This is a genomic window from Kitasatospora sp. SC0581 (assembly GCF_048159585.1).
Classification (GTDB): Bacteria; Actinomycetota; Actinomycetes; order Streptomycetales; family Streptomycetaceae; genus Kitasatospora.
Genome location: NZ_JBLRWA010000004.1, coordinates 36,157 through 59,724, shown reverse-complemented (window position 1 = coordinate 59,724; position 23,568 = coordinate 36,157). Strand labels below are relative to the sequence as shown.

The following is a 23,568-nucleotide window of genomic DNA, read 5'->3' as shown; positions in this document are numbered from 1 at the left end:
CGGCGGTTCGACCGTCCGGCGGTTCGGGCGTCCGGCGGGGGTCCGGTTCGGCAGAAGGGAGCCCGGATGCGGGTCGCGCTGTTCGCCACCTGCGTCAACGACGCGCTGTTCCCCGCCACGGCGGTGGCCACCGTCCGGCTGCTGGAACGGCTGGGCGTGACGGTGGACTTCCCTGCCGAACAGACCTGCTGCGGGCAGCCGCAGTACAACACCGGCTACCGCAGGGGCTGCGAGCCGCTGGTCCGGCGGACCGCGAAGGCCTTCGCCGGGTACGACCACGTGGTGACGCCCTCGGGCTCCTGCGTGGCGATGGTCCGGGACAACTACCCCCGGATCGGTGCCAGGGCGGCGGCCGAGGGCCGGGGCGCCGAACTCGCCGACCTGGCCACCGACCTGGTGCCCCGGGTGGTCGAGCTGACCGAGTTCCTGACCGACGTGCTCGGCGTCGAGGACGTCGGCGCGTACTTCCCGCACACCGTCACCTACCACCCCTCCTGCCACGGCCTGCGCCTGCTCGGCCTCGGCGGGCGCCCGCGCCGGCTGCTGGACGCCGTCGAGGGCCTGGAGCTGGTCGAGCTGCCCGGGGCCGAGGAGTGCTGCGGCTTCGGCGGCACCTTCGCGGTCAAGAACGCGGCGGTCTCGGCGGCCATGGCCGAGGACAAGATCGCCAACGCGCTCGGCACCGGCGCCAGCGTGCTCTGCGGCGCCGACAACTCCTGCCTGCTGCACCTCGGCGGCACCCTGCGCCGCCGGGGCGCGCCGCTGCGGCCGCTGCACCTGGCGGAGATCCTGGCCAGCACCGAGGAGCACCCCTGGAGGCCCGTGTGAGCGGTACGTTCCTCGGCATGCCCGCCTTCCCGCAGGCCGCCGCCAAGGCCGTACGGGACGAGCGGCTGCGCGCCAACCTGCGGCACGCCACCCACACCATCCGCGACAAGCGGGCCCGGGCGGTCGCCGAACTCGCCGACTGGGACCGGCTTCGCGCCGCCGGGAAGGCGATCAAGGACCACACGCTGCGCCACCTCGACCGCTACCTGGTGCAGTTGGAGGAGTCCGTCACGGCGGCCGGCGGCACCGTGCACTGGGCCGCCGACGCCGAGGAGGCCAACCGGATCGTCGCCGGACTGGTCAAGGCCACCGGGCGGACCGAGGTCGTCAAGGTCAAGTCGATGGCCACCCAGGAGATCGAGCTCAACGAGGCGCTGGCGGCCGAGGGGATCACCGCCTACGAGACCGATCTCGCCGAGCTGATCGTGCAGTTGGGCGACGACCGGCCCTCGCACATCCTGGTGCCGGCGATCCACCGCAACCGGGCGGAGATCCGGCAGGTCTTCGCGGACCGGATGGCCTCCTGGGGCCGCCCGGCGCCCAGGGGCCTCACCGACTCGCCCGCCGAACTCGCCGAGGCCGCCCGGCTGCACCTGCGGGAGAAGTTCCTGCGCGCCGAAGTCGCCGTCTCCGGCGCCAACTTCATGGTCGCCGAGACCGGCACCCTGGTGGTGGTCGAGTCCGAGGGCAACGGCCGGATGTGCCTCACCCTGCCGCGCACGCTGATCTCGGTGGTCGGGATCGAGAAGGTCGTGCCGACCTGGCGGGACCTGGAGGTCTTCCTCCAGCTGCTCCCCCGCTCCTCCACCGCCGAGCGGATGAACCCGTACACCTCGCTCTGGACCGGGACGACGGAGGGCGACGGCCCGTCCGAGTTCCACCTGGTGCTGCTGGACAACGGCCGTACCACCGCGCTGGCCGACCAGGTCGGCCGCCAGGCGCTGCGCTGCATCCGCTGCTCGGCCTGCCTCAACGTCTGCCCGGTGTACGAGCGGGCCGGCGGGCACGCCTACGGCTCGGTCTACCCGGGGCCGATCGGCGCCATCCTGACGCCCCAACTGCGCGGCACCGCGGGCCCGGTGGACGCCTCGCTGCCGTACGCCTCCTCGCTCTGCGGGGCCTGCTACGAGGTCTGCCCGGTGGCGATCGACATCCCCGAGGTGCTGGTGCACCTGCGCGAGCGGGTCGCCGAGCAGGGCGGGCACCCGCTGGAGCGGGCCGCGATGGCCGCCGCCGGGTTCGTGCTGGACCACCCGGCGGCGCTCGCCGCCGCCGAGCGGCTGGCCGGGCGCACCCGGTCGCTGCACCCGCGCCGGCTGCCCGGGCCCGGGCGGGCCTGGACCGACACCCGGGACCTGCCGGAGGTGCCGGCCGAACCGTTCCGCGACTGGTGGCGGAGGAACCGCACATGACCGCATCCGACCGGCACGAACGGCCTTCGAACTCACGGGAGTTGGTGCTCGGCCGGATCCGGGCCGCGCTCGGCGACGCCGCCGGGGTGGCCGAACAGCCGCTGCCCCGCGACTACCTGACCGCGCACGTGCCGACGGACGACCCGGCGGCCGTGCTCGACCTGCTGCACCGCAACCTGGCCGACTACCGGGCCCTGGTGCACCGCTGCCACGAGGGCGAACTGCCGCGCCGGATCGCCGGGTTGCTGGCGGAGCGGGGCAGCCGGACGGTCGTGGTGCCGGCCGGGCTGCCGGCCGACTGGCTCACCGCGGCCGAGGCCGAGGGGGTCGAACTCCTCCCGGACGACGGGACGCTGACCGCCGCCCGGCTCGACGCCGTGGACAGCGTGGTGACCGGCTGCGCGCTGGCCGTCGCCGAGACCGGGACGATCGTGCTGGACGCCGGACCGGGCCAGGGGCGACGGCTGCTCTCGCTCGTCCCCGACCACCACGTCTGCGTGGTGCGGGCCCCGGAGCAGGTCGTCGCCTCGGTGCCGCTCGCGCTGCCCCGGCTCGATCCGGTACGGCCGCAGACCTGGATCTCGGGGCCGTCCGCCACCAGCGACATCGAGCTGGACCGGGTGGAGGGGGTGCACGGGCCGCGCACCCTGGAGGTGCTGCTGGTCACCGCGGCGCCGGAGCCGGACGGCATCCGGGGCGGCTCCGGGGGCGACACCGTCACTCCGGCCTGAGCTCCAGGGTGCAGCACTTCGCCCCGCCGCCGCCCTTCAGCAGCTCCGAGACGTCCACCGGGACGGGCTGGTAGCCGTGCTCGGTCAGCCGGCCGGCCAGGTTCTTGGCGGCCTCCGGCAGCAGCACCCGGAGGCCGTCCGAGACCGCGTTGAGCCCGAACACCTCGGCGTCGGCCCGGTCGGCGAGGATCGCGTCCGGGTAGAGCGCGCGCAGCACCGAACGGCTGTCGGCGTCGAAGGCCTCCGGGTAGTACATGACGTGGTCGTCGGCGAGCACCGCCAGCGCGGTGTCCAGGTGGTAGAAGCGCGGGTCGACCAGGGTCAGGCTGACCACCGGGACGCCGAACAGCTCCCCGGCCTCGGCGTGCGCGGCGCGCGAGGTGCGGAAGCCCGTCCCGGCGAGCACCCGGCGGCCCACCACCAGGTGGTCGCCCTCGCCCTCGTTGACATGCCCGGCCCGGCGCACCTCGCGGTAGCCGCGCTCCCGGAACCAGGCCAGGTAGGCCTCCGACTCGGCGGCCCGCTCCGGGTAGCGGAAGGTGGCGACCAGGGCACGGCCGTCCAGGACGGTGGCGCCGTTGGCGGCGTACACCATGTCGGGCAGGCCGGGCACCGGGTCGATCAGCTCGACGGTGTGGCCGAGCCGGCGGTACGTCCAGTAGAGCCGCTCCCACTGGCGCAGGGCGAGCGCGGTGTCGGTGGGCTGGGCGGGGTCCATCCACGGGTTGATCGCGTAGTCCACGGTGAAGTGCGTCGGCCGGCACATCAGGTAGCGCCGAGGCCGGGCGTGGCGCTCCGGGGTCTGCGTGAGCATGGCTCAACCATCCTTGGATCGCGGGGAGTTCGTCGCACGGAGTTCGGGGTTCACGGGGCCGAACACCTTCGTTCCCAAGGCGGCTGCCCCGACGGAACCGTTCGCACACCCGGGTGGGCGCTCCCGGCGGTCGCACGCCCCCGCGCACCCGGCGCAGGCACCGGCGCACCGACCCTCCGGCGCCGACCGGCGCACCGCGCTACCGGCTACCGGCCAGCGGCAGGCCGTCCCGTACCGGCGGGCCGCCGGCTACCAGCGGACCGCGCCGAAGTCCACGGGCCTCGGCCGCAGCTCCCGGCACCGCTCGGCCAGCGACCGCAGCCGGCGGTCCGCCTCCTCGGCGGGCATCCGGCGCCGGTCGCCGTGGCCGGGCAGCAGCCACTCGAAGCGCAGCACGCCGAGGCCGCGCCGCAGCGAGGCGGCGAGCTCCTCGATCGAGTACCAGGTGACCGACTCCGCCACCTCGATGTCCCCGGTGGTGCGGGACCAGTACAGGCTGTCCCCGCTGAAGCAGTACCGCTCGTCCGCGAGGAAGAGCACGCTGCCCCGGGTGTGGCCGGGGAACGGGTGGGCGACCAGGCCGGGCGAGACCTCCGTCGGCGCGGTGCCGCGCAGCACCCGGTCGGCGTCGGGGGCGGCCGCCAGATCGCCCTCGTGGATCCAGAGCCGGGCGCCGAACCGGTCGGCGTACGCCCGTCCGTGCGCGGCGTGGTCGCGGTGCGTGAGCAGGACGTCGGTGACCGGGCCGAGCGCGGCGTACCGGGCGGCCAGGGCCTCGCCGTAGCGCGGCGTGTCGACCATCACCCAGCCGCTGGGACGGCGGCAGAGGTAGGAGTTGGCGCCCGCGGTCTGCCGGGAGTTGTGGCCGAGCAGCAGCAGGTCGTCGGCGAGGGCCAGCGGGAACGGGTCCCCGGCCCGGTCCAGCGGCCCGGCGCCCGGGCGGATGGAACGGGTCGGGCAGGCGTGGGCGGCGGCGAGCAGCTGCCGGCGCTCGGCCGCGTCGCGCGGCTGGCGGACCAGCACCGAGCGGCCCGCGCGCTCGCGGACCAGGTCGGGCGCGAGCTGCCGGGCGACGTCGCAGTTGGTGCACCGGTCGTCGATGGACCAGTTCTCGGGTGGGTCGGGGCGCGGGTCGGTGGTCATGGGTGCCTTCCCCCGGGAGGACGGCGGCCGGACCGGCCGCTCCCTTCGAGCATCCGCCGGGCCGGCCGGAAAGCGGAAGGGGGCGCGGATCTTGTGCTTTCCGGGGGCCGGCTCTCTGCGGGCGGGAGGGGCCCACGGGGGCACGTGGTCCATCTCACGTGCCGCCGGAGTCACCTACGGTGGCGTAGGTCACTTGATTGGGTGAACTATCTCTTTCATGCCGAATCTCCAGGAGACCCTTGACCTCGATTCGTATGCCGCCATCGGCGACAGCTTCACCGAGGGTCTGAACGACCCCGGCGTCGACGGCAGGTTCGCCGGCTGGGCCGACCGCCTCGCCGGGATCCTCGCCGACGGGCGCCCGCCGGGCGCCTTCCGCTACGCCAACCTCGCGGTGCGCGGCCGGCTGCTGGACCAGATCACCGCCGAGCAGGTGCCGCAGGTCCAGCGCCTCCAGCCCGACCTGGTCACCTTCTGCGCGGGCGGCAACGACATCCTCCGACCGGGCGCCGACCCGGACGAGGTGGCCGAGCGCTTCGAGGCCGCCGTCGTCCAACTCACCGAAAGCGCCGGGACGGTGCTGATCTGCACCGGCTTCGACACCAAGGACGTGCCGCTGCTGAAGCACCTGCGCGGCAAGATCGCCACCTACAACGGGCACATGCGCGCCGTCGCCGACCGCAACGGCTGCAAGGTGGCCGACCTGTGGTCGCTGCGCGCGGTGCAGGACCGCCGCGCGTGGAGCGAGGACCGCCTGCACCTGTCCCCCGAGGGGCACCAGCGGGTCGCCCTGCTGGCCGCCCGCTCGCTGGGCCTGCGCACCGCGCAGGACCCGGAGGCCCCGTGGCCGGACGCCCAGGCGCTCACCCCCGCCGACCAGCGGCGGGAGAACATCCAGTGGGCCCGCGAGTACCTGCTGCCCTGGGTCGGCCGGCGCCTGCGCGGCGAGTCCTCGGGTGACCATGTCGAGCCCAAGCGGCCGGACCTGCTCCCGCTCTGACGGTCCGTCAGGCCGCTCGCCCGGGCCGGGCGGCCGCGTTCAGACGGCTCCGCCGGGTGCCGCGACCCGGGAGGTCCGCAGCACCCGGTGGAGCACCCCGGCGCAGCCCGCGCCGACCAGGTACCAGAGCAGGTCCGGCGGGTTGAAGGTCGAGCCCAGCACCAGCCGGGCCAGGGCGCTGTGCCGCCCCCAGGCGTCCGGCAGTCCGGTCAGCTGGAACAGCTCCATGGCCCAGCTGAGCGCGGCGGCCACGGCGGCGGCCCGGCCGGGGCGCAGCCTCGGCGCGGCCAGCACGAGCAGGGCGTACAGGAGGACGGTGTAGAGCGCGTCCCCGGCGCACTTGGCGAAGTCCCCGCCGAACACGGCCCGCACCCCCAGCCCGGCCGCCACGGTCAGCACCGCCGCCGACGCGGCCGCCAGGCGCGTGCGCCGAAGCGCCCGGGAACCGCTCCCCCCAAGATCGTTCACCCGCCCCACGCTACCCCGCACCCCACGGGCTCCGCCCCGGCCCCGCGCCCCACGCACGCCCCGCCGCCCCCGCACCACCCCCGCGACCCGCAAGCGGACCCTCCCCTCCCGGAACCACCGCGCCACCCCGTACGTCACTCCCCCCGATGAAACGTCCGCGCAGGTCGCGGGCGGGGCGAGGACCGGAAGGGACGGGCGGGGACAGTGGCGCACGTGGGTGGGGCCGAGGCGGCCGGGTCGGGGTCGGCGGCGGGGCGGGACGAGCGGACCCGGCGCGGGTTCGCGGTGGCCGGGTTCGCCCCGGCGCAGGACGGGCGGGCGCGGGAGCGCGGCAAGGAGCTGCGGACCCGGGTGCCCCGGGAGCGGCACGCGGAGTTCGCGCCCGCACCCGACCGGCCGACGGCCGTGACCGCGCTGGAGGCCTCCAACGCCGGCCGAATAGCCCGGCTGGTGCCGATCCGGGTCGGCCGGATGGCCGCCGGCCCGTTCGCGTTCCTGCGCGGCTCGGCCGGGCTGATGGCCGCCGACCTCGCGGGCACCCCGGTGACCGGGGTGGGCGCGCAGCTCTGCGGGGACGCGCACGCCGCGAACTTCGGCCTGTACGGCGACGCGCGCGGCCAGATCGTGCTGGACATCAACGACTTCGACGAGACCGTCCCCGGCCCCTGGGAGTGGGACCTCAAGCGGCTCGCCGCCAGCCTGGTGCTGGCGGCCCGGGAGGCCGGGGCGAGCGAGACCACCGCGCGCGAGGCCGCCCAGCACGTGGCGGGCTCCTACCGCCGGACGGTGCGCACGCTCGCCAAGCTGCCCGGGCTGGACGCCTGGAACGCGATCGCGGACGAGCAGCTGGTCTCCTTCGCCGAGGCGCACGACCTCGCCGAGGTGCTGCGCAAGGTCGGCGCGAAAGCGCTCGGCAACACCAGCGCCCGGTTCGCCGCCCGCAGCACCGCCCGTACCGCGGACGGCGGTTGGCGGTTCACGGCCGCTCCCCCGGTGCTCACCGAGGTGACCGACGCGACCGCCCGCGCCGTCGCGCACGCGCTCGGCCCGTACGTCGAGACGGTTCCGGCCGAGGTCCGCACCCTGCTGTCCCGCTACCGGGTGCAGGACGTGGCGTTCCGGGTGGTGGGCACCGGCAGCGTGGGCACCCGCTCGTACGTGGTGCTGCTCACCGACCACCGGGACCAGCCGCTGGTGCTGCAGGTGAAGGAGGCCCGCCCGTCCGCGCTGCTGCCGTACCTGCCGGCCGGGCCGCGGCCCGCGGCGGACGGGCACGAGGGCCGCCGGGTGGTGCTCGGCCAGAAGCACATGCAGGTGGTCAGCGACACCCTGCTGGGCTGGACCACGGTCGACGGACTCCCCTACCAGGTGCGGCAGTTCCGCAACCGCAAGGGCAGTGTCGACCCGGCGGCGCTGCTGCCGGGCCAACTGGACGACTACGCCCGGATCACCGGCGCCCTGCTGGCCCGGGCGCACTCGCACACCGCCGACCCGGGCCTGCTGGCCGGGTACTGCGGCAAGAGCGAGGCGCTGGACGAGGCCGTCGCCGCCTTCGCGGTGGCCTACGCCGACCGCACCGAGGCCGACCACGCCGACCTGCTGACGGCGGTGCGCAACGGGCGGCTGCCCGTCGAGCACGGCGTCTCACCGTTCCGCCGCCCGCCCCACCCGGCGTCCGCCTCACTCGACGGCAGCGGCCCGGCGGCTCAGCGAGCCAGGAACGGCGCCACCGCGGCGACGAACCCGGCGGGCCGGGCACCGTGCACCAGGTGCCCGGCCTCGACGGTGACCAGGCGGCAGTCCGGGATCAGCCCGGCGAGTTCGGCGATCCGCTCCTGCGGGACGTGGCTGGCCGGGCCGCCGGCGACGGCCAGGGTGCGGGCGGTGATCCCGGCCAGCCCCTCCCGCCAGGCCGGGTCGGGGTCGTCGAGCTGGGCCTTGACCGCCCGGACCGCCGCCCAGTCGAAGTGCACGTCCGGGTCCGGGTCCTCGGGCGGCGCGCTCGCCGGGCGCGGGTACAGCGCGGGGATCTCCTCCAGGACCAGCCGGTCGATCCGCTCCGGCGCGGCCTGGGCGAGCAGGTAGGCGACGGCGCCGCCCATCGAGTGGCCGACCAGGTCGACGCGGGCGAGTCCGAGGGCGTCGAGGAAGGCCAGCACGTCGTCCCGCATCGCCTCCAGCGCGTAGGCGGCGGTACGGGCGCTGTCGCCGTGGCCGCGCAGGTCGAGCGCGTACACGTGGTGGCCGGGGGCGAGCTCCGGCAGGACGGTGTCCCAGTCGGCGGCCCGCTCGCCGAGGGCGTGCAGCAGCACCAGCGCCGGGCCGCCGGGCCGTCCGCTCTCGCGGTAGGCGAGCGTCACCTCGGGCAGGTCCACGGTCCGGGTCCGTACGTCGGTCATGCCCGCCACGGTACGCGCCGACCACCGCCTAGCGGACCGGTGTTCGCCCTCGGCTCATCGCGACCGGTCCGCCGTCGCGCTGCTCGCGGGCCGTGGCGCGGCCGGCGAACACCGAGGCCAGGACGGCGAGTCCGGCCACCGCGGCGCACACCACGCTCGCCGTCAGGTAGGCGGAGCGGTGCCCGCCGCCGCCGACGGTCTCCCGCAGGTAGACCCCGGACAGGGCCGAGACCGCGACGGCCGCCGCGATCCGCTGGGCCATCTGCAGGATCGCCCCGCTCACCCCGGCCGCCTCGGCGGGCGCGTGGCGCAGCACGTACGCCTGGTTGGTGGAGCCCATCAGGCCGACCGAGGCGCCGCCGAGCAGTTGCAGCAGGGCCAGCAGCCAGGGCAGCACGGCGGCGGGCGCCCAGTGCGCGAGCAGTCCGCTGAACAGCATGGCGAGCGCGGAACCGACCATCCCGACGGTGACGGTGCGTCGGCCGTAGCGCTGGACGACCCGCCAGGCGAGCGCGGAGGCCACGCCCATGGCCACGGCGGAGGGCAGCGCGACCAGCGCGGCGCCCATCGGGGAGAGGCCGAGGCCGTCCTGGAGGAACATGGTCAGGACCAGCGAGGCGGCGAGCGAGGAGCCGAACTGGGCCATCGCGGTGGCCGTTCCGAGCGCGTACGGCGCGGAGCGGGTGAGGGCCGGGTGGATCAGCGGGTGGCCGCCGGACCGGGCGTAGCGCCGCTGCCACCAGGCGAGCGCGCCGAGCAGCAGCAGGGCGGCGGCCGCGAAGGCGAGCCAGCCGGTCCAGCCGGGCGGCCGGACGAAGGGCAGCATCAGGGCCAGGGTGAGCGCCCCGACCAGCAGCAGGCCGAGGACGTCGAGGTCGGCGTTCCGGGCGCTGGGGCGGGGCTTCGGCAGGTGGCGGGCCGCCAGGGCGACGGTGGCCAGGCCGAAGGGGACGTTGAGCAGGAAGGTCAGCCGCCAGCCGTGCTCGGGGCCGGCCAGGGCCAGCACCGCGCCGCCGATCGGCGGGCCGAGCGTGAAGGCGAGGCCGCCGGTGACGGCGTACATGCCGAGGGCGCGGGCCCGCAGCTGGCCGTCGAAGACGTCCTGGAGGGTGCCGATCATCTGGGAGTTGACCAGGCCGGCGCCCACGCCCTGGAGCAGCCGAGCGGCGATCAGCACCCCGGGCTCGGTGGCAGTCGCGGAGACCAGGCTGACCAGGGTGAACAGGGCGAGGCCGGTGACGAAGAACCACTTGCGGCCCTTGACGTCGCCCAGCCGCCCGCCGGGGATCAGCGCGAGGCCGAAGGCGAGCGAGTAGCCGGCCACGATCCACTGGAGGTCGGCGGGCCCGGCGTGCAGGGTCTCGCGCAGGGCGGGGATGGAGGTGTTGAGGACGGACTGGTCGAGCAGCGTGGTGAAGCCGCCCGCGACGCAGACCAGCAGGACCCGGCGCCCGGCGGCGTCGAAGCGCTCCTTGGGTCCCCCGGGCTTCCCGGGTTCCTGGGGCGCCCCGCCGTTCCCGGGGCTCTCCTCGGGCTCCTTCGCTATCGGCCCGGTGGCGGCGCTCACGGCTCGACCACCACCAGCGCGTACCGGGCCTCACCCGGGCCGAGGCTGCGGAAGCGGCTGGTGCTGCCGACGTAGCGCAGGCAGTCGCCGGGGCCGAGCGGCTGCGGCTCACCGTCCACGGTCAGCTCCAGGTGCCCCTCCAGCAGCCAGAGGTGGTGCTCCCGGCCGGGCGTGCAGGCGCGGTCGTAGGCGATGTCCGCGCCGGCCGGCAGCCGGCCCTCGATGATCTCCGCGCGCAGCGAGCCGTGCGGCGGCGAGACCGACCGGCGGACGAACCCGGTCGTCCCGTCCCGCCACACCTGCTGCTCCCCGGCCCGCACCAGCCGGGCCGGACCGGACTCCACCTCGGCGAGCAGCCGGGACATGGTCCGCCCGTACACGGCGCAGAGCCGCCCGAGCAGCGCGGCCGTCGGACTGACCTCCGCCCGCTCCACCCGGGACAGCGTCGACCGGCTGACGTCCGCCAGCCGTGCCAACTCCTCCAAGGTCCACCCGCGTTCCAGCCTCAGCTCGGCGAGTCGTTGTGCCAGCCGCTCGTCGGCGGCCGCGTCGATTCCCATATTCGCGATGCTATCCCGGATATGAGATCCACTCACCGGGGTCGGACCCGGGGCCCCGGGTCGTCGGAAGCCTTCGGGCGGCGGCCCCGCCCCGGCGCACGCGGCGCCCCGAGCCGGGGCGAGGTGCGCGCGGACGCCGGGCGGGGCGTGGCGTGCGCGCGGACGCCGGGCGGGGTGCGCGCCCGGCCGTCGGGCGGCGGCTTGACGGGACCTCGGCTTCCAGGAGGGGCGCTGATCATATGATGTGCGGCGAATCGTGGCCGGTCGGCGGCCCGTAAGGCGAGGGGGACCAGCGTGTTCGGCATCATCAGACCGTGTAGGCATCGATTGTCCGAGCGCCTGCAGACCTCCTGGATGGCCCACCTGTGCGGGCTCTGCCTCGCGCTGCGGGACGACCACGGACAGCTCGCCCGGACGGCGACCAACTACGACGGTCTGATCATCTCCGTCCTGGTCGAGGCCCAGGCCGCCCGGGAGGACTCCTCCTGGCGCCGCACCGCCGGACCGTGCCCGCTGCGCGGCATGCGCACCGCCTCCGTCGCCAAGGGCGAGGGCGCCCGGCTCGCCGCCGCCGTCTCGCTGGCGCTCGCCTCGGTCAAGATCCGCGACCACGTCGAGGACCGCGACGGCGTCTTCGCCCGCCGCCCGGTCGCCGCCGGAGCCCGGGCCGTCACCCGGCGCTGGGACCGGCAGAGCGCGGGCAGCGCCTCGGCCGTCGGCTTCGACACCGCCGTACTGCTCGACGCCGCCTCCCGGCAGGGCGAGTTGGAGCGCTCGCTGCGCCCCGGCGGCTCCGTCCTGCTGGTCACCGAGCCCACCGAGACCGCCACCTCGGCCGCCTTCGCGCACACCGCCGTGATCGCCGGGCGCCCCGGCAACGCCGCCCCGCTCGCCGAGGCCGGGCGGCTGTTCGGCCGGCTCGCCCACCTCCTCGACGCCGCCGAGGACCAGGCCGCCGACGCGGCCTCGGGCGCCTGGAACCCGCTGACCGCCACCGGCACCGACCGCGCCGAGGCCGAACGGCTCTGCCGCGACGCCGTCCACGGCATCCGGCTCGCGCTGCGCGAGGTCGACCTGACCGACCGCACCCTCGTGCACGTCCTGCTCGGACACGAGACCGACCGCGCGGTGGAACGGGTCTTCGGGCGCGCCCAGCACACGGCGAGCTGCCGCCGCCCGGACACCGCGGGCGCCACTGCGGGCACCACCACGGGCGAGCGCCCGCACCAGGCGCCGCCACAGCAGACGCCCCCGGGCCAGACTCCGATCCCGCCGTGGGTGCCGCAGGGCCCGGGCTTCACCCCGCCCGGCCAGAAGCCGCCGAACCCCCGCAACCTGCTCGCCGGGTGCGCGATGTGGGCCCTGATGGCCTGCACCTGCCAGCTGCTCTGCTGCGACCACGAGGACCCGTTCAGCCGCGAGCGCCGCGAGGGCTTCTGCCAGCGCCACGACTGCTGCGACTGCGGCGACCCCGGCTGCGGCGACTGCTGCAACTGCTGTGACGGGGACTGCTGCGACGGGTGCGACTGCTGCGACGGCTGCTGCTGCGACTGCGGCTGCAGCTGACCGGTCAGCCCGCCGGCTCCGCGCCGGTCCTCCCGTCCTGACCGGACCGACCGGCCTGACCGTCCTGACCGTCCTGAGCGGACCGACCGGGCCGACCGGCCGCCACCGGCCCGGGGTGCCCCCGCAGCACCCCGGGCCGGTCCGCGTTCCGGTCCTGCCCGGCCTCGCCCCGCCGCCAGAGCGGCAGGACCTCGACCGGCGGGACCGCCACCGGCAGCACCGCCACCGGGCCCGGCTCGGCGCACTCAGGCATCGCGCCGCGCCGTCTTCCGGTCCACCGCCAGCGAGTCCTCCAGCCGCGCCAGCAGCTGCCGGAACCGCTCGGTGTCCTGCTCCGTCATCCGCCCCTCGGGCAACGCCCCCGGCCGCTCGGCCGTTCTCTCGTCCATGCACCCGAGGCTAGGCGGTGTCGATCAATGGGCGATAAACGCGCGTTCGAGCGAAAAGCACTCGCCCGGTGCGGTTCGGCCCGGAACGCTCGCATCCGACGACGCCCCACCAGCACCACCCGGTACCACCCGGTGCCACAACTCACCTGCTCCACAGCCCTGGTGACGGCCGCGGGCCGGACGGTCGGCATCCGCGCCGGGGCCGCCGGCTACCGGGCCGGCGGCGCGTCCAGCAGCAGCCGGGCGGCCTCCCTGGCGTCGGCGGCGGCCGTCGGATCCCCGTGGACGGCCGCGCTGGTGATCGCCCCCTCGGCCAGCAGGGTCAGGTGGACGGCGGTGGCGGGCGGGGCTCCGGCGGCCTCGACCAGGCCCGCGAGGTAGCCGCCGAACTCCTCCTTGTGGTGCCGGGCGGCGGCCACCACCGCGGGGCTGACGGCACCGAGTTCACCGAGCGAGTTGACGAAGGCGCAGCCCCGGAAGCCGGGTTCGGCGAACCACCGGCCGAGCCAGTCGAAGACCGCGAGCAGCTGCTCCCTCGGGGAGCCTCCGGTGCGTGAGACGTACACGGCGAGGTTCGCCCGCCAGCGGCCGTCGCGGCGCAGCAGGTAGGCCTCGACGAGCTCGCCCTTGGACGGGAAGTGCTGGTACAGGCGGCGCATGGTCACGCCGGAGGCGGCCCGGACGGCGTCCATGCCGACCGACTGGACGCCCTGCCCGTAGAACAGCTCCTCGGCCGCGTCGAGGATCCGGGTCCGTGGGTCTTCCTGCTCCATCTGCCATGCCCTTTGCGTGAGAACGATGGTTCTCCTACTGTAGCCACTACAGCGAGAACGATCGTTCTCACCGACGGAACGCCCATTCCGAGGAGCATCCATGCCCGAGACCGGCACCGAGCAGCGCCCGCCCCTGCCCCCGTTCACCGAGGAGACCGCCCACCGGAAGGTCCGGGCCGCCGAGGACGCCTGGAACACCCGCGACCCCCGGCGGATCGCCCTCGCCTACACACCGGACAGCCGCTGGCGCAACCGCTCCGAGTTCCTCACCGGCCGCGACCGGATCGCCGACTTCCTCACCCGCAAGTGGCAGCGCGAGCTGGACTACCGCCTGATCAAGGAGCTCTGGGCGTACGGCGGGGACCGCATCGCGGTCCGCTTCGCCTACGAATGGCACGACGGCGACGGCCACTGGTACCGCTCCTACGGCAACGAGAACTGGGAGTTCGACCGGAACGGCCTGATGGCCGAGCGGCATGCCTCGATCAACGACCTGCCGATCACCGCCGCGGAGCGGCTGTTCCACTGGCCGCTCGGCCGCCGCCCCGACGACCACCCGGGCCTCACCGACCTCGGCCTCTGAACCGGCACCCCGCGCGGGCCACGGCGCGCGCCCGTCCTGTTCCACGGCTGTGACACGGCCCGCATCCGCCGCTGACCCCGCCCCGCGAAGCTCCTCGTCGAGGTCGACGTCGACTTCGGCACCGTCGTCCGCGACCTGGCCCGGTCCCCCGACGGCAGGACCATCGCGGTCCGCACCCCGGACGGCATCAGCACCCTGCCCGCCGACGGCTCGGCCGCGCCGACCCAGGTGTCCACCGTCAAGGACCTCCCCTCCTACCGGCCCTGATGCCGGCTCAGGCCGAGCGGAAGCCACCGGTACAGGACCGGGGCGCCGTTACCGGAACCTGATCGTTTCGACGGCCGGCCGAGACCTGATCCACACGGGAGCCTGACATCCCGTGCCTACGGTGCCGTGCATGCCGAAGACACCCGGAACACCGACCACCGACCGCGCCATGCCCCGCAGGCTCGCCGCCGTGGGCGCCCTCCTGCTGAGTGCGACCACGGCGGCGGTGCTGCCGCCGAACACGGCCCTCGCCGCGGAGCGGGAGACCGTCACGACGCACGCCGGCGCCACGACCGCGCAGGAGCGCGGCCGGATCGACGCCTACTGGACGCCCGACCGGATGAAGCTGGCGGGCGCCCTGGTCCCCGAGATCACGCCCCTGCCCGAGGACGACAACACGCCGGACGACCCGCGGCCGCTGCCCGCGGACACCCCGGACCCCGGGGCCGTGTGGACCCACGGCGGAGCGGTGGACCGGAGCGTCGGCCGGCTCTTCTTCACCTTCTCCGACGGCTACGACGGCAGTTGCACCGCGACCGTCGTCAACAGCGCCAACCGCAGCACCCTCCTCACGGCGGCGCACTGCCTGCGGGGCGTCGGGGCCCCCGCGACCGCCGACACCTGGAACCACAACCTCTACTTCGTGCCCGGCTACCGCAACGGGACCAAGCCGCTCGGCGGCTTCAGCATCAGGACCATGGCCACCTCCTCCCGCTGGGACGCCGATCGTGGCGGGACGACCTCGAACGACGTCGCCGTGGCCGGTTACGACACCGGGGTCCTGGTGGCGAACCCCTCGACCGGGGGGCGGCGGATCGCCGACGTCACCGGTGCCCAGCGGATCGCCTTCACCCCGCCCACCGAGGGCGAGTTCGTCCACACCTTCGGCTATCCCAAGGACCGGCTGAACAACCCCGCCGCCACGTACTCCGGCTCGCGCATGATCCACTGCGCCGGACCGGCCCGCCCTGGCCCCCAGGCCCCGGTCCTGTGGGGCGAGTCCTGCGACATGTCTCACGGGGCCAGCGGCGGCCCCCACTTCGCCCGGTTCGACCCGGCCACCGGGACCGGCACCCTCGTCGGCGTCACCACCACCTCCGAGGAGCTCGCGGGCGGCCCGGTCAACACGCTGTACGCCACCCGCCTCGGGGACAGCGCCCACCGCCTCTACGACTGGGCGCAGAGCCGGGCGCTCTGACCCTCCGGCCCACGCCCCGGCCCGGCCGGCACCTCCCGCCGACCGGGCCACCGGGCCGCGAAGGCCACGAAAGCGGGGAGGGCCACCAGCGCCACGAGGGCTTCGCCAACTCGGCGCGCAGCTCGGCCAGGTGCTCGTCGGCCGACTCGTGCGGCAGGAACTCGACCACGTCGAGGAAGCGAAACAGCACCCGGGTCCCGGTGACGGCGTACTCGTAGTCGCCGAACCCGACCACCGCGCCCGTGCCGCCGCGCACCGCACTCCGGACGGCGGCCGAGGTCAGCTCGTCGGCCGGATCCCCCGAGCCCGCCGAACCCGCCGCGCCCGCCCGCCCGCCGCCGGGCGTTGGAGCGGGCCAGGTACGGGCAGACCATGGCGGCGTACAGCATGCAGGCCCGGTGGCCGGGGCCCTCCATGGTGGGCGCGAGGTTGCGGTACGGCTGCCCGGCCGCGAGCGCCCCGGCAATCGCCGCGCTCTCGGCGGCGCCGACCACCCGCCAGACCGGTCCGCGCTCCATGAACCGCCCGCACACCGAGCACGCGCGCTCCAGCGCGCACTCGGCGCTGCGCCCGTAGTCGGTCAGCGCGAACTGCGGCAGGCCGTCCTGCCAGGGCGTGATCGCCGGTACGGGTTGCCCCGCCCGTCCCGGGGCCGCGCCCCCACACCGTCCGGCACCGGCACTCGTTCGAATCGCACGCCCCCATCGATAGCAGGGGCGGGCGCCACGGGTCGGCCCCGGTACGGGAGCGGTGGCGGACGTCTAGCCTTCCGGTGTCGTCTCCTGAGCGAGCATCACCTTCCGCAGCAGGTCCGCCAGTGTGCGCCGCTCCTCCTCGGACAGCACGCCCAGCAGCCGCTGCTCCTCCCGGCCCACCACGTCCAGGGCCTTGCGCCAGGCGGCGCGCCCGGCCTCGGTCAGGACGATGTCGACCTTCCGGCGGTCCTCCGTGGACGGCGTGCGCAGGACGAAGCCGCGCCGCTCCAGGGTCTCCAGCCGGCCGGTGACCGAGGCCGGGGCGAGGTTGAGGTCGGCCCGCAGGTCGGAGGGGGCGGCGTGGCCGCCGCGACCGGCGAGCACGTGCAGGGTGTCGAACTCGTGCTTGTGCAGGCCGTAGTCGGCGACGCCCTGTTCGCGGACCCGGCCGAGGTGGCGGGTGAGCCGCCACATCCGGGTGACGGAGGCCTCGATGACCGGGTCGAGGTCGGGCAGCACCGGTTGCCAGCGGTCGACGTGACCGTCCGTCCAGTCGCGGGGCTCCGTCCGGTCGTGGGGCCCCGTCCGGCCGCGGGGCGGAGTGTGCTGTTCGGAAGGGTGCTCGGCCATGGGAAGGAGTCTACAAACCGCCACAGAAACGACGGCGTCAAAATATTCGTTGCCGAAATTTCGGCGCCGAAATACAGTGCGGCGCGTGACAGCACACCCCTTGAGCCTGAGCGGCTTCCGCCTGCTCTTCATCGGCCGGACGGTCTCCACGCTCGGCGACGCCGTCGTCCCGGCCGCGCTCGCCATCGCCATCACCCGCGCCACCGGCTCGGCCGCCGCGCTCGCCCTGGTCCTGGGCTGCGCGATGGTGCCGAAGCTGCTCCTCCTACCGGTCGGCGGAGTGGTCGGGGACCGCTTCGATCCCCGGCTGGTCGCCCTCGGCACCGACCTCGTCCGGGCCCTCGCCCAGCTGCTCGTCGGCCTGGAACTGCTCGACGGACACCCCCGGCTGTCGCACGTCGCGGCCGCCTCGGCCGTCGGCGGCATCGCCTCCGCCTTCGCCATGCCCACCGCCTCGCCGCTGGTCGCGGCCACCGTCCGGGGCGAGCTGCGGCTGCGGGCCAACGCCCTGCTCGGCACCGCGACCGGCGCCGCCCGGCTCGGCGGCCCGGCGCTCGCCGGACTGCTGGTGTACACCACCGGACCGGGCTGGGCGTTCGTCCTGGACGGCGCCTCCTTCGTCCTGAGCGCCGCCCTGCTCGCCCGGCTCCGCGTCGACCGCGCGACCGGCGACCCCGCACCCGGCGACCCCGCACCCGACGACCCCGCACCCGACGACACCGTGCCCGACGCCCCGCACTCGCTGCGCCGGGACCTCGCCGAGGGCTGGAGCGAGGTGCGCTCCCGGGACTGGTACTGGACCAGCCTGATCGCCCACGGGGTGTGGAACGGCGCGAGCGCCGTGCTGCTCACCCTCGGCCCGCTGATCGCCGCCACCCGGCTCGGCGGGGACGGCGCCTGGGTGGCGCTGACCCAGGCGGGCGCGGTGGGCCTGCTGGTCGGCTCGCTGGTCGCCGGCCGGCTGCGGCCCCGCCGCCCGGTGCTGGCCGGCAACCTCGCCCTCGCGCTGTACGGGCTGCCGCTGCTCGCGCTCGCCCTCCCCGCCCCGGCGCCGGTCGCGGTGGCCGCGCAGGCGGTGGCGATGGCCGGGCTGGGCTTCCTCAACCCGCTCTGGGAGACGGTGGTCCAGCAGGACTTCCCGCCGGGGACGCTGGCCCGGGTCACCTCGTACGACTGGCTGCTCTCGCTGGCCGCCGCCCCGCTCGGCTACGTCCTGGCCCCGCTGGCCGCCGGGGCCTGGGGCGACCGGGTGCCGCTGCTGGCGGCGGCGGGGCTGGTGACGGCGGTCTGCGCGGGCACGGCGGCGGTGCCCGGCGTCCGGCGGTACGGCGCCCGGCGGACGACCGTGCCCGAGCCCGGGCCGCCGACCGAACGGCCACCGGCCCGGGCTCGGGATCAGGCGCGGGCGCGAACCCGAACCGGGGTCAAGGGCTGATCGCCGCCGGTCAGTTCCAGATGCCGGTGATGTCGGCGGCGGAGGCCGCGTTGCCCGCGTGGCCGGTGACGCCGGCCAGGTCCTCCAGGGTGCGCAGCACGTTGTAGTGGTTGTAGGTGGTGGCGCTGCTGCTGCCGGGCGTCACGTGGGCGCCGTAGACCAGGGTCGGGATGCGGTTGCCGGACAGCTTGTTGTCCTCGTCGAAGGTGACGACCAGCAGGCTGTTGTGGGTCTGCGCCCAGGTGGCGTAGGCGCCCAGGTTGTTCTTGATCCAGGTGTCGCCGGTGCCGACCGAGCAGTCGTGCATGTCGCTGCAGAGGTTCGGCACCACGAAGGAGACGTTCGGCAGGGTGCTGTAGTCGGTCGGGAACTGGGCGAAGGTCTTCGCCGAGCTGACCGGGACGTTGCCGAAGCCGAACCACGGGTTGTGCTTCTGGGCGTAGCTGCCGCTGCTGCAGACGGTGCTGCCCTGGCTGGGCAGGGACTCGTTGTAGCTGGCCCAGGTCTTGCCGGCGGCGATGACCTCGGAGGCCAGGTTGGCCGCCTGGAAGCCGCCGACCGTCACACAGCTGTCGTCGACGGTGCCCTGGGTGGAGCCGGAGAACAGCGCGTAGTAGTTCGGCTCACTCGGGTGGGTGATGCCGAAGGACTGGGTGAGGTTGGCGCCGCCCGCCTTCAGGGTGTTGTTGAGGTACGGGGCGCTGCTGCTGCCGATGACCTGGGTGTAGGCGTGGTTCTCCATCACCACGACGACGATGTGGTCGGGCGTGGGCAGCGCGGCGGCCTGGGCGGTGGGGGCGGTGGCCGCCCAGAGGCCGGCGGAGGCGGCGAGCAGGGCGACGGCGGAGCCGATCGCGGTCGCGGTGCGGCGGGAGCGGGGGTTCAGGGGCTTTGTGGACGAAGTCATGACAATTCCTCGGCTAGGAGACGGCCCGGCGGGCAGCAGGACGCCGCCCCGGCCCCGCCGGCCCGGCCGGGGCATGGGGAAGCTCCGTGGTCGGTGAGGGGAGGGCCGGCGCGGCGGGCGCACCGGAGTGCGCGGAAGCGCCCGAACAGCATGGGGCCCTCGGGGTGACGCGGGCAGACGACGGCAGGTGAAACCTTGGCCCCGGAGCGGGAAACGAACGGTGCCACCGCCCCGACGCGCCGAAACCGCCACTGACAACGCGAAATGCGGGCGAACCGGTTCACATTGCCAGCAACCGCCCCGTCCGGTGATAGTGATCTTCGAACGGCGCGGTCCGACGCCGCGTCAGCTCACGAGAGAACCGAGGAACATGGCGAAGACCAGCCTTCTGCGTCCGCTCGCGGTGGCCGCCGCCGGCGCCGTCCTGGTGGCGACCGGTGCCCTGCCCGCCGCGGCAGCCGGCCAGGACACCACCGACCCGACCGCCCCCGACCTCGCCGGTGTGCGCACCGCCCTCCAGGCCACCACCGCGGCCGGCGCCCCGGGCGCCTTCGCGGTGATCAGCGACCACGGCGCCGTCGACCGGACCCGCTCGGTGAACGTCGGCCTGGCCGACCTGGACGGGACCCCGATGAACTCCTCGTGGAGGTTCCGGGTCGGCAGCAACAGCAAGATGTTCGCCGCCGTTCTCGTGATGCAGCTGGCGCAGGAGGGCCGGATCGACCTCGACCGGCCGCTGCGCGAGTACCTGCCCGCGGACACCCTGCCGGAGAGCTGGACCATGACGGGCCGCCAGGTGATGGAGCACCGGGCCGGCGTCTACGACCACACCAACGACCTGCTGGAGCAGGCCGGCGAGGAGACCACCAGCGCGTTCGAGGCGCGCATCCGCAGCACCGTGTACGACCCGCGCGCGCTGGTCGCGATGTCGGTCAGGCACGGCCTGCAGTCGACCCCCGGCAGCCGCTACTCCTACTCCAACACCGACTACGTGCTGATGGGCCTGGCCGTCGAGCACCTCACCGGCCAGACCTTCCCGGAGGTGCTGAACGAGCGGATCATCCAGCCGCTCGGCCTGCACAAGACCTCCTTCGTGGTGCCCGACCAGGGCATCACCGGCACCCACGTCACCGGCTACCTCACCAACGACGACCGCACCAAGCCGCTGCTGGACTCCACCGCGCAGACCGGCTCCTGGGTGTGGGCCGCCGGGGCCGTCATCTCCGACGCCGGGGACCTCGACCGCTTCCTCACCGCGCTGATGGCCGGCGGCAAGGGCGGGCTCGTCTCGGACGCCTCGCTCCAGCAGATGACCGCCGCCCTGCCCACGCCCACCGCGAAGATCGCCTACGGTCTGGGCCTGCGCCGCATCTCGCTCTCCTGCGGGGACGTGTACGGCCACGGCGGCATCGTGCAGGGCTTCAACACCCAGTCCTTCACGACCCCGGACGGGCGGCGCAGCGTGGTGGTCTTCGCCAACGCCTCCAACAACGGCGCGGTGACGCAGGGCCTGATGAACACCCTGGAGCCGGCCTTCTGCGGCAAGCAGCCCACCGTCGCCCCGCGGACGGCCTTCGCGCCGGCCTCGGCCCCGGTCGGCTCGGCCCCGGTCGACACGCTGCCGGTGGTGGAGGACACCCGGATCTGACACCGGCCGTACGGCCCGCGCCCGCTCCCGCCTCCGGCCCGCTCCGGTCCGGCCGGGGGCGGGCGATCGGCGTGACTTGGACGCGGCCTCCGGGGGGCACCCGGTCAGTGCCGGACACGGCCCCCGGAGGGCACCGGTCAGTGCCGGGCGCCCGCCGCGCGGGGGCCCTCCGCGCTCAGGTCGGTGAGCGCCTCGGTGAGCAGCTCGCGGGCCTCCTCGGCGCGGCCCTGCTCGATCAGCGCGGTGCCCAGCTCGGTCAGCGTCTTGGTCATGCTGTCCGGGCGGCCCACCGCCTCGAAGTGCACCAGGGCCTGCCGGTAGGCCTTCTCGGCGGCCGGCCAGCGCTTCAGTGCCGCGCGGTCCAGGCCCAGTTCGTGCGCGGTCATGGCCGCCAGCAGGTGGATCAGCGGCGAGGACCAGCGCTCCACCAGCTCCAGCGCCCCGGCCAGGGCCCGCCGACGCGACTCCACCGCCTCCTCCGCCCGGCCGGACTCCCGCAGGCAGTTGGCGGCACCCCGCAGGGTGACCAGCCGGCCGATCATCGCGGAGCGGTTGGCCACCTCGGCGAAGGCGTCCGCCGCCCGGTGGAAGGCGTCGGTCGCCTCGCGGTGCCGCTGGAGGTAGCGCAGGCCCGAGGCCAGGTAGGTCAGCGCCCAGCCCTGCTGCTCCCGGTCGCCCACCGCGCGGGCCAGCTCCAGCCCCTCGGTGGCCAGTTCGATGCCGCGCTGGTAGCGGTGCAGGCAGGTGACGTACGTCCAGGCCAGGTAGTTGACGTGCACCGCCTCGACCCGCTCGTCCCCGATCGCGCGGGCGGCGTCCGCCGAGAGCTGGAACACCTCGGCCCAGATGCCCCAGCTCAGCAGCCGGTCGGAGAACCAGTGCATCGCCTCGGCGGTGTCCACCACCTCCCGGTGGCGGCCGGCCCGCTGCGCCTGCTGCAGGGCGGCCAGCCACTCCGGGTGCTCGTACTCCAACCAGGCGGCCGCCTCGGTGAGGTGCGCGGGGGCGGTGCCGCCGGTGCCGGTCGCGTCCGTGGCGTGGTCGGGGTCGAACCGCAGGCCGTACTCGGCCGCCCGGCCGAGGATCCAGCGGCCGGCCCGGGTGCGGGCCTCGGCCAGCTCCTGGCCCGTCTCGTCGGCGGCCAGCCGCTCGCCGGCGTAGAGCCGCACCAGGTCGTGCAGGCGGTAGCGGTCCGGGGTGGCGGCCTGCATCAGTCCGGCGTCGACGAGCTGTTCCAGCACCAGTTCGGTGCGGGCCGCCGACCGGCCCGCGTAGGCCGCGGCGATCTCCGCGGTGAAGTCCTGGCCGGCGGTCAACGCGCAGCGGCGGAGGACGAGTTGGGACTCGGCAGGCAGCCGCCGGTAGGACAGCTCGAAGGCCGGGCGGACGGCCAGGTCGCCGGTCTCCAGCAGGTCCAGCCGGTTCTCCTCGGCGGCGAGCTGGCGCACCAGGTGGGCGACCGGCTGCTGCGGGCGGGCGACCAGGCGCTGCCCGGCGATCCGCAGCGCGAGCGGCAGGTAGCCGCAGAGCCTGGCCAGCTCGGCGGTGGCGTCGGGGGCGGCCTCGATCCGCTCGCGGCCGGCGATCCGGGCCAGCAGCCCGGCCGCCTCGGCCGGGGCCAGCACGTCCAGGCTCAGCCGGTGCACCGACTCCAGTCCGGGCAGCACGTTGCGGCTGGTCACGATGGTCACGGCCGGGCCGGAGCCGGGCAGCAGCGGGCGCACCTGGCTCTCGTCGGCGGCGTTGTCCAGCACCAGCACGAGCCGCCGCTCGCGGACCAGCGCCCGGTAGAGGCCGGCCCGCTCCTCCGTCCCGGCGGGCACCGCGGCGTCGGCGACGCCCAGGGCCCGCAGCACCTGGCCGAGCGCGTCCCGGGCGGGCAGCGGCTGCGGGGACATGCCGCCGAGGTCGAGGGAGAGCTGGCCGTCCGGGAAGCGCCCGGCCAGGGCGTGGGCGGCGTGCAGCGCGAAGGAGGTCTTGCCGAGGCCGGGCTGACCGCTGACCAGCACCACGCGCGGGTGGGCCGGGCGCTCGTCCTCGGCCAGGCGGGCGAGCAGGGCGAGGGCGTCCTCGCGGGCGGTGAAGTCGGCGATGTCGCGGGGCAGCGCGAGGGCGCTCTGGCCCAGCTCGGCGGGGATCGCGGGCGGGGCGTCGTCGCGGGCGCCGGCTGCGCGGACGGTGGAGTCGGCGGAGGCTTCGCGCGGGGCGGGCCGGCCGGGCCGGGCCCGGCCTCCGGCGGGCGTCGGGGCCGGCCGCGCCCCGCGCGGGCGTCCGGACTGCGCGGCCCGGTCCAGCAGGTCCGCCTGCGCACCGTCCAGCCCGAGCGCCTCGGCCAGGGCCCGTACGGTGCGCCGCTGCGGTCCGCGGGTGCGGCCGCGTTCCATGTCCCCGAGGGCGCGCAGGCTGACCCCGGCCGCCGCGGCGAGCTCCTCCTGGGTCAGGCCCGCCGCCACCCGGTGCCCGGCCAGCAGGCGGCTGAACTCGTTCGCGTCCGTGTCCGTGCCGCCCCCGGCCGCCATGCCCCGCCCCCACTCGCTCGGTCCTGCGCAGTTCCG

The 23,568-nt window shown here is 75.4% G+C and carries 21 protein-coding genes and 1 pseudogene; 11 read left to right on the top strand and 11 right to left on the bottom strand.

Features of this window, described 5'->3' with window-relative positions; all coding sequences use genetic code 11:
* Nucleotides 1-66 precede the first annotated feature (66 nt).
* Genes ACLWS4_RS09485 through ACLWS4_RS09475 form a run of 3 tightly spaced genes read left to right on the top strand, consistent with a single transcriptional unit; the run spans nucleotide 67 to nucleotide 2,971 of the window.
* Entirely contained in the window at nucleotides 67-828 is a 762-nt protein-coding gene (locus ACLWS4_RS09485) for a (Fe-S)-binding protein (RefSeq protein ID WP_416873784.1), read from the top strand.
* Nucleotides 825-2,240 (top strand): lactate utilization protein B, encoded by a 1,416-nt coding sequence (locus tag ACLWS4_RS09480; RefSeq protein WP_416873783.1) that lies wholly within the window; start codon nucleotides 825-827, stop codon nucleotides 2,238-2,240. The genes ACLWS4_RS09485 and ACLWS4_RS09480 overlap by 4 nt, the downstream gene beginning before the upstream one ends.
* Nucleotides 2,237-2,971 (top strand): LutC/YkgG family protein, encoded by a 735-nt coding sequence (locus ACLWS4_RS09475; protein ID WP_416873782.1) that lies wholly within the window; start codon nucleotides 2,237-2,239, stop codon nucleotides 2,969-2,971. Before ACLWS4_RS09480 ends, ACLWS4_RS09475 begins: the two co-directional genes overlap by 4 nt.
* On the opposite strand, the gene ddaH is transcribed toward ACLWS4_RS09475, so the two are convergent.
* Nucleotides 2,958-3,785: a dimethylargininase gene (gene ddaH / locus ACLWS4_RS09470; RefSeq protein ID WP_416873781.1), complete on the bottom strand. Its 828-nt coding sequence runs from the start codon at nucleotides 3,783-3,785 to the stop codon at nucleotides 2,958-2,960. The two genes, ACLWS4_RS09475 and ddaH, sit on opposite strands and share 14 nt — an antisense overlap.
* 249 nt (nucleotides 3,786-4,034) lie before the next feature.
* The gene (locus tag ACLWS4_RS09465; protein ID WP_416873780.1) at nucleotides 4,035-4,928 is read right to left on the bottom strand and encodes a 4Fe-4S domain-containing protein; all 894 of its coding nucleotides are present in this window, start codon (nucleotides 4,926-4,928) and stop codon (nucleotides 4,035-4,037) included.
* Between the two features lie 217 nt (nucleotides 4,929-5,145).
* Here ACLWS4_RS09465 and ACLWS4_RS09460 point away from each other — a divergent pair, with 217 nt between their 5' ends.
* Nucleotides 5,146-5,928 (top strand): SGNH/GDSL hydrolase family protein, encoded by a 783-nt coding sequence (locus ACLWS4_RS09460; RefSeq protein ID WP_074004931.1) that lies wholly within the window; start codon nucleotides 5,146-5,148, stop codon nucleotides 5,926-5,928.
* A gap of 39 nt (nucleotides 5,929-5,967) precedes the next feature.
* Here the strand turns inward: ACLWS4_RS09460 and ACLWS4_RS09455 are convergent, their stop codons facing one another.
* Entirely contained in the window at nucleotides 5,968-6,396 is a 429-nt protein-coding gene (locus ACLWS4_RS09455; RefSeq protein ID WP_416873779.1) for a DUF2809 domain-containing protein, read from the bottom strand.
* Between the two features lie 213 nt (nucleotides 6,397-6,609).
* On the opposite strand from ACLWS4_RS09455, the pseudogene ACLWS4_RS09450 reads away from it, so the two are divergent.
* Nucleotides 6,610-8,040, top strand: a pseudogene (locus tag ACLWS4_RS09450) (DUF2252 domain-containing protein); the annotation flags it as partial.
* A 62-nt stretch (nucleotides 8,041-8,102) separates the two neighbouring features.
* On the opposite strand, the gene ACLWS4_RS09445 reads toward ACLWS4_RS09450, so the two are convergent.
* Genes ACLWS4_RS09445 through ACLWS4_RS09435 form a run of 3 tightly spaced genes read right to left on the bottom strand, consistent with a single transcriptional unit; the run spans nucleotide 8,103 to nucleotide 10,922 of the window.
* The gene (locus ACLWS4_RS09445) at nucleotides 8,103-8,795 is read right to left on the bottom strand and encodes an alpha/beta fold hydrolase (protein WP_416873778.1); all 693 of its coding nucleotides are present in this window, start codon (nucleotides 8,793-8,795) and stop codon (nucleotides 8,103-8,105) included.
* 28 nt (nucleotides 8,796-8,823) lie between these two features.
* A complete protein-coding gene (locus ACLWS4_RS09440; RefSeq protein ID WP_416873777.1) occupies nucleotides 8,824-10,362 on the bottom strand; it encodes an MFS transporter in 1,539 nt (512 codons plus the stop codon).
* Nucleotides 10,359-10,922: a helix-turn-helix domain-containing protein gene (locus ACLWS4_RS09435; RefSeq protein WP_375873719.1), complete on the bottom strand. Its 564-nt coding sequence runs from the start codon at nucleotides 10,920-10,922 to the stop codon at nucleotides 10,359-10,361. Before ACLWS4_RS09435 ends, ACLWS4_RS09440 begins: the two co-directional genes overlap by 4 nt.
* Before the next feature lie 294 nt (nucleotides 10,923-11,216).
* Between ACLWS4_RS09435 and ACLWS4_RS09430 the strand changes: the two genes are divergently transcribed.
* Nucleotides 11,217-12,488 carry a DUF5685 family protein gene (locus tag ACLWS4_RS09430; protein WP_416873776.1) on the top strand — a complete coding sequence of 424 codons (1,272 nt, stop codon included), beginning with the start codon at nucleotides 11,217-11,219 and terminating at the stop codon, nucleotides 12,486-12,488.
* A 245-nt stretch (nucleotides 12,489-12,733) separates the two neighbouring features.
* On the opposite strand, the gene ACLWS4_RS09425 is transcribed toward ACLWS4_RS09430, so the two are convergent.
* Both ACLWS4_RS09425 and ACLWS4_RS09420 read right to left on the bottom strand, forming a co-directional pair.
* On the bottom strand, nucleotides 12,734-12,877 hold the full coding sequence (locus ACLWS4_RS09425) for a hypothetical protein (protein ID WP_158077759.1): 144 nt from the start codon (nucleotides 12,875-12,877) through the stop codon (nucleotides 12,734-12,736).
* Between the two features lie 209 nt (nucleotides 12,878-13,086).
* Nucleotides 13,087-13,650, bottom strand: a complete 564-nt coding sequence (locus ACLWS4_RS09420; protein ID WP_416873775.1) for a TetR/AcrR family transcriptional regulator — start codon at nucleotides 13,648-13,650, stop codon at nucleotides 13,087-13,089.
* A 100-nt stretch (nucleotides 13,651-13,750) separates the two neighbouring features.
* Here ACLWS4_RS09420 and ACLWS4_RS09415 point away from each other — a divergent pair, with 100 nt between their 5' ends.
* The 3 genes from ACLWS4_RS09415 to ACLWS4_RS09405 all read left to right on the top strand — a co-directional run bounded on the left by ACLWS4_RS09415 (nucleotide 13,751) and on the right by ACLWS4_RS09405 (nucleotide 16,274).
* Entirely contained in the window at nucleotides 13,751-14,233 is a 483-nt protein-coding gene (locus tag ACLWS4_RS09415) for a DUF1348 family protein (protein ID WP_387967942.1), read from the top strand.
* Between the two features lie 397 nt (nucleotides 14,234-14,630).
* A complete protein-coding gene (locus ACLWS4_RS09410) occupies nucleotides 14,631-15,698 on the top strand; it encodes a trypsin-like serine peptidase (RefSeq protein ID WP_416873774.1) in 1,068 nt (355 codons plus the stop codon).
* Nucleotides 15,699-16,070: 372 nt separating this feature from the next.
* On the top strand, nucleotides 16,071-16,274 hold the full coding sequence (locus tag ACLWS4_RS09405) for a hypothetical protein (protein WP_416873773.1): 204 nt from the start codon (nucleotides 16,071-16,073) through the stop codon (nucleotides 16,272-16,274).
* A gap of 185 nt (nucleotides 16,275-16,459) precedes the next feature.
* Here ACLWS4_RS09405 and ACLWS4_RS09400 read toward each other — a convergent pair whose 3' ends face one another.
* Nucleotides 16,460-17,023, bottom strand: coding sequence for a MarR family winged helix-turn-helix transcriptional regulator (locus ACLWS4_RS09400; RefSeq protein WP_079272614.1), 564 nt, complete (start codon nucleotides 17,021-17,023; stop codon nucleotides 16,460-16,462).
* An 85-nt stretch (nucleotides 17,024-17,108) separates the two neighbouring features.
* On the opposite strand from ACLWS4_RS09400, the gene ACLWS4_RS09395 reads away from it, so the two are divergent.
* Complete coding sequence (locus ACLWS4_RS09395; RefSeq protein ID WP_416873772.1) at nucleotides 17,109-18,458, top strand: MFS transporter; 1,350 nt, start codon at nucleotides 17,109-17,111, stop codon at nucleotides 18,456-18,458.
* Nucleotides 18,459-18,468: 10 nt separating this feature from the next.
* Here ACLWS4_RS09395 and ACLWS4_RS09390 read toward each other — a convergent pair whose 3' ends face one another.
* The gene (locus ACLWS4_RS09390) at nucleotides 18,469-19,365 is read right to left on the bottom strand and encodes an alkaline phosphatase family protein (protein ID WP_416873771.1); all 897 of its coding nucleotides are present in this window, start codon (nucleotides 19,363-19,365) and stop codon (nucleotides 18,469-18,471) included.
* 370 nt (nucleotides 19,366-19,735) lie between these two features.
* Here ACLWS4_RS09390 and ACLWS4_RS09385 point away from each other — a divergent pair, with 370 nt between their 5' ends.
* Nucleotides 19,736-21,013, top strand: coding sequence for a serine hydrolase domain-containing protein (locus ACLWS4_RS09385; RefSeq protein ID WP_049658957.1), 1,278 nt, complete (start codon nucleotides 19,736-19,738; stop codon nucleotides 21,011-21,013).
* A 137-nt stretch (nucleotides 21,014-21,150) separates the two neighbouring features.
* Here the strand turns inward: ACLWS4_RS09385 and ACLWS4_RS09380 are convergent, their stop codons facing one another.
* Complete coding sequence (locus ACLWS4_RS09380) at nucleotides 21,151-23,532, bottom strand: ATP-binding protein (RefSeq protein ID WP_416873770.1); 2,382 nt, start codon at nucleotides 23,530-23,532, stop codon at nucleotides 21,151-21,153.
* Nucleotides 23,533-23,568 lie beyond the last annotated feature (36 nt).

Excerpts from the sequence above, each read along its gene's own strand:
- ACLWS4_RS09485 (WP_416873784.1), top strand. The coding sequence starts at position 67 with ATGCGGGTCGCGCTGTTCGCCACCTGCGTCAACGACGCGCTGTTCCCC.
- ACLWS4_RS09475 (WP_416873782.1), top strand. The coding sequence starts at position 2,237 with ATGACCGCATCCGACCGGCACGAACGGCCTTCGAACTCACGGGAGTTG.
- ddaH (WP_416873781.1), bottom strand. The coding sequence starts at position 3,785 with ATGCTCACGCAGACCCCGGAGCGCCACGCCCGGCCTCGGCGCTACCTG.
- ACLWS4_RS09465 (WP_416873780.1), bottom strand. The coding sequence starts at position 4,928 with ATGACCACCGACCCGCGCCCCGACCCACCCGAGAACTGGTCCATCGAC.
- ACLWS4_RS09460 (WP_074004931.1), top strand. The coding sequence starts at position 5,146 with ATGCCGAATCTCCAGGAGACCCTTGACCTCGATTCGTATGCCGCCATC.
- ACLWS4_RS09445 (WP_416873778.1), bottom strand. The coding sequence starts at position 8,795 with ATGACCGACGTACGGACCCGGACCGTGGACCTGCCCGAGGTGACGCTC.
- ACLWS4_RS09435 (WP_375873719.1), bottom strand. The coding sequence starts at position 10,922 with ATGGGAATCGACGCGGCCGCCGACGAGCGGCTGGCACAACGACTCGCC.
- ACLWS4_RS09425 (WP_158077759.1), bottom strand. The coding sequence starts at position 12,877 with ATGGACGAGAGAACGGCCGAGCGGCCGGGGGCGTTGCCCGAGGGGCGG.
- ACLWS4_RS09420 (WP_416873775.1), bottom strand. The coding sequence starts at position 13,650 with ATGGAGCAGGAAGACCCACGGACCCGGATCCTCGACGCGGCCGAGGAG.
- ACLWS4_RS09415 (WP_387967942.1), top strand. The coding sequence starts at position 13,751 with ATGCCCGAGACCGGCACCGAGCAGCGCCCGCCCCTGCCCCCGTTCACC.
- ACLWS4_RS09410 (WP_416873774.1), top strand. The coding sequence starts at position 14,631 with ATGCCGAAGACACCCGGAACACCGACCACCGACCGCGCCATGCCCCGC.
- ACLWS4_RS09405 (WP_416873773.1), top strand. The coding sequence starts at position 16,071 with ATGGCGGCGTACAGCATGCAGGCCCGGTGGCCGGGGCCCTCCATGGTG.
- ACLWS4_RS09400 (WP_079272614.1), bottom strand. The coding sequence starts at position 17,023 with ATGGCCGAGCACCCTTCCGAACAGCACACTCCGCCCCGCGGCCGGACG.
- ACLWS4_RS09390 (WP_416873771.1), bottom strand. The coding sequence starts at position 19,365 with ATGACTTCGTCCACAAAGCCCCTGAACCCCCGCTCCCGCCGCACCGCG.
- ACLWS4_RS09385 (WP_049658957.1), top strand. The coding sequence starts at position 19,736 with ATGGCGAAGACCAGCCTTCTGCGTCCGCTCGCGGTGGCCGCCGCCGGC.
- ACLWS4_RS09380 (WP_416873770.1), bottom strand. The coding sequence starts at position 23,532 with ATGGCGGCCGGGGGCGGCACGGACACGGACGCGAACGAGTTCAGCCGC.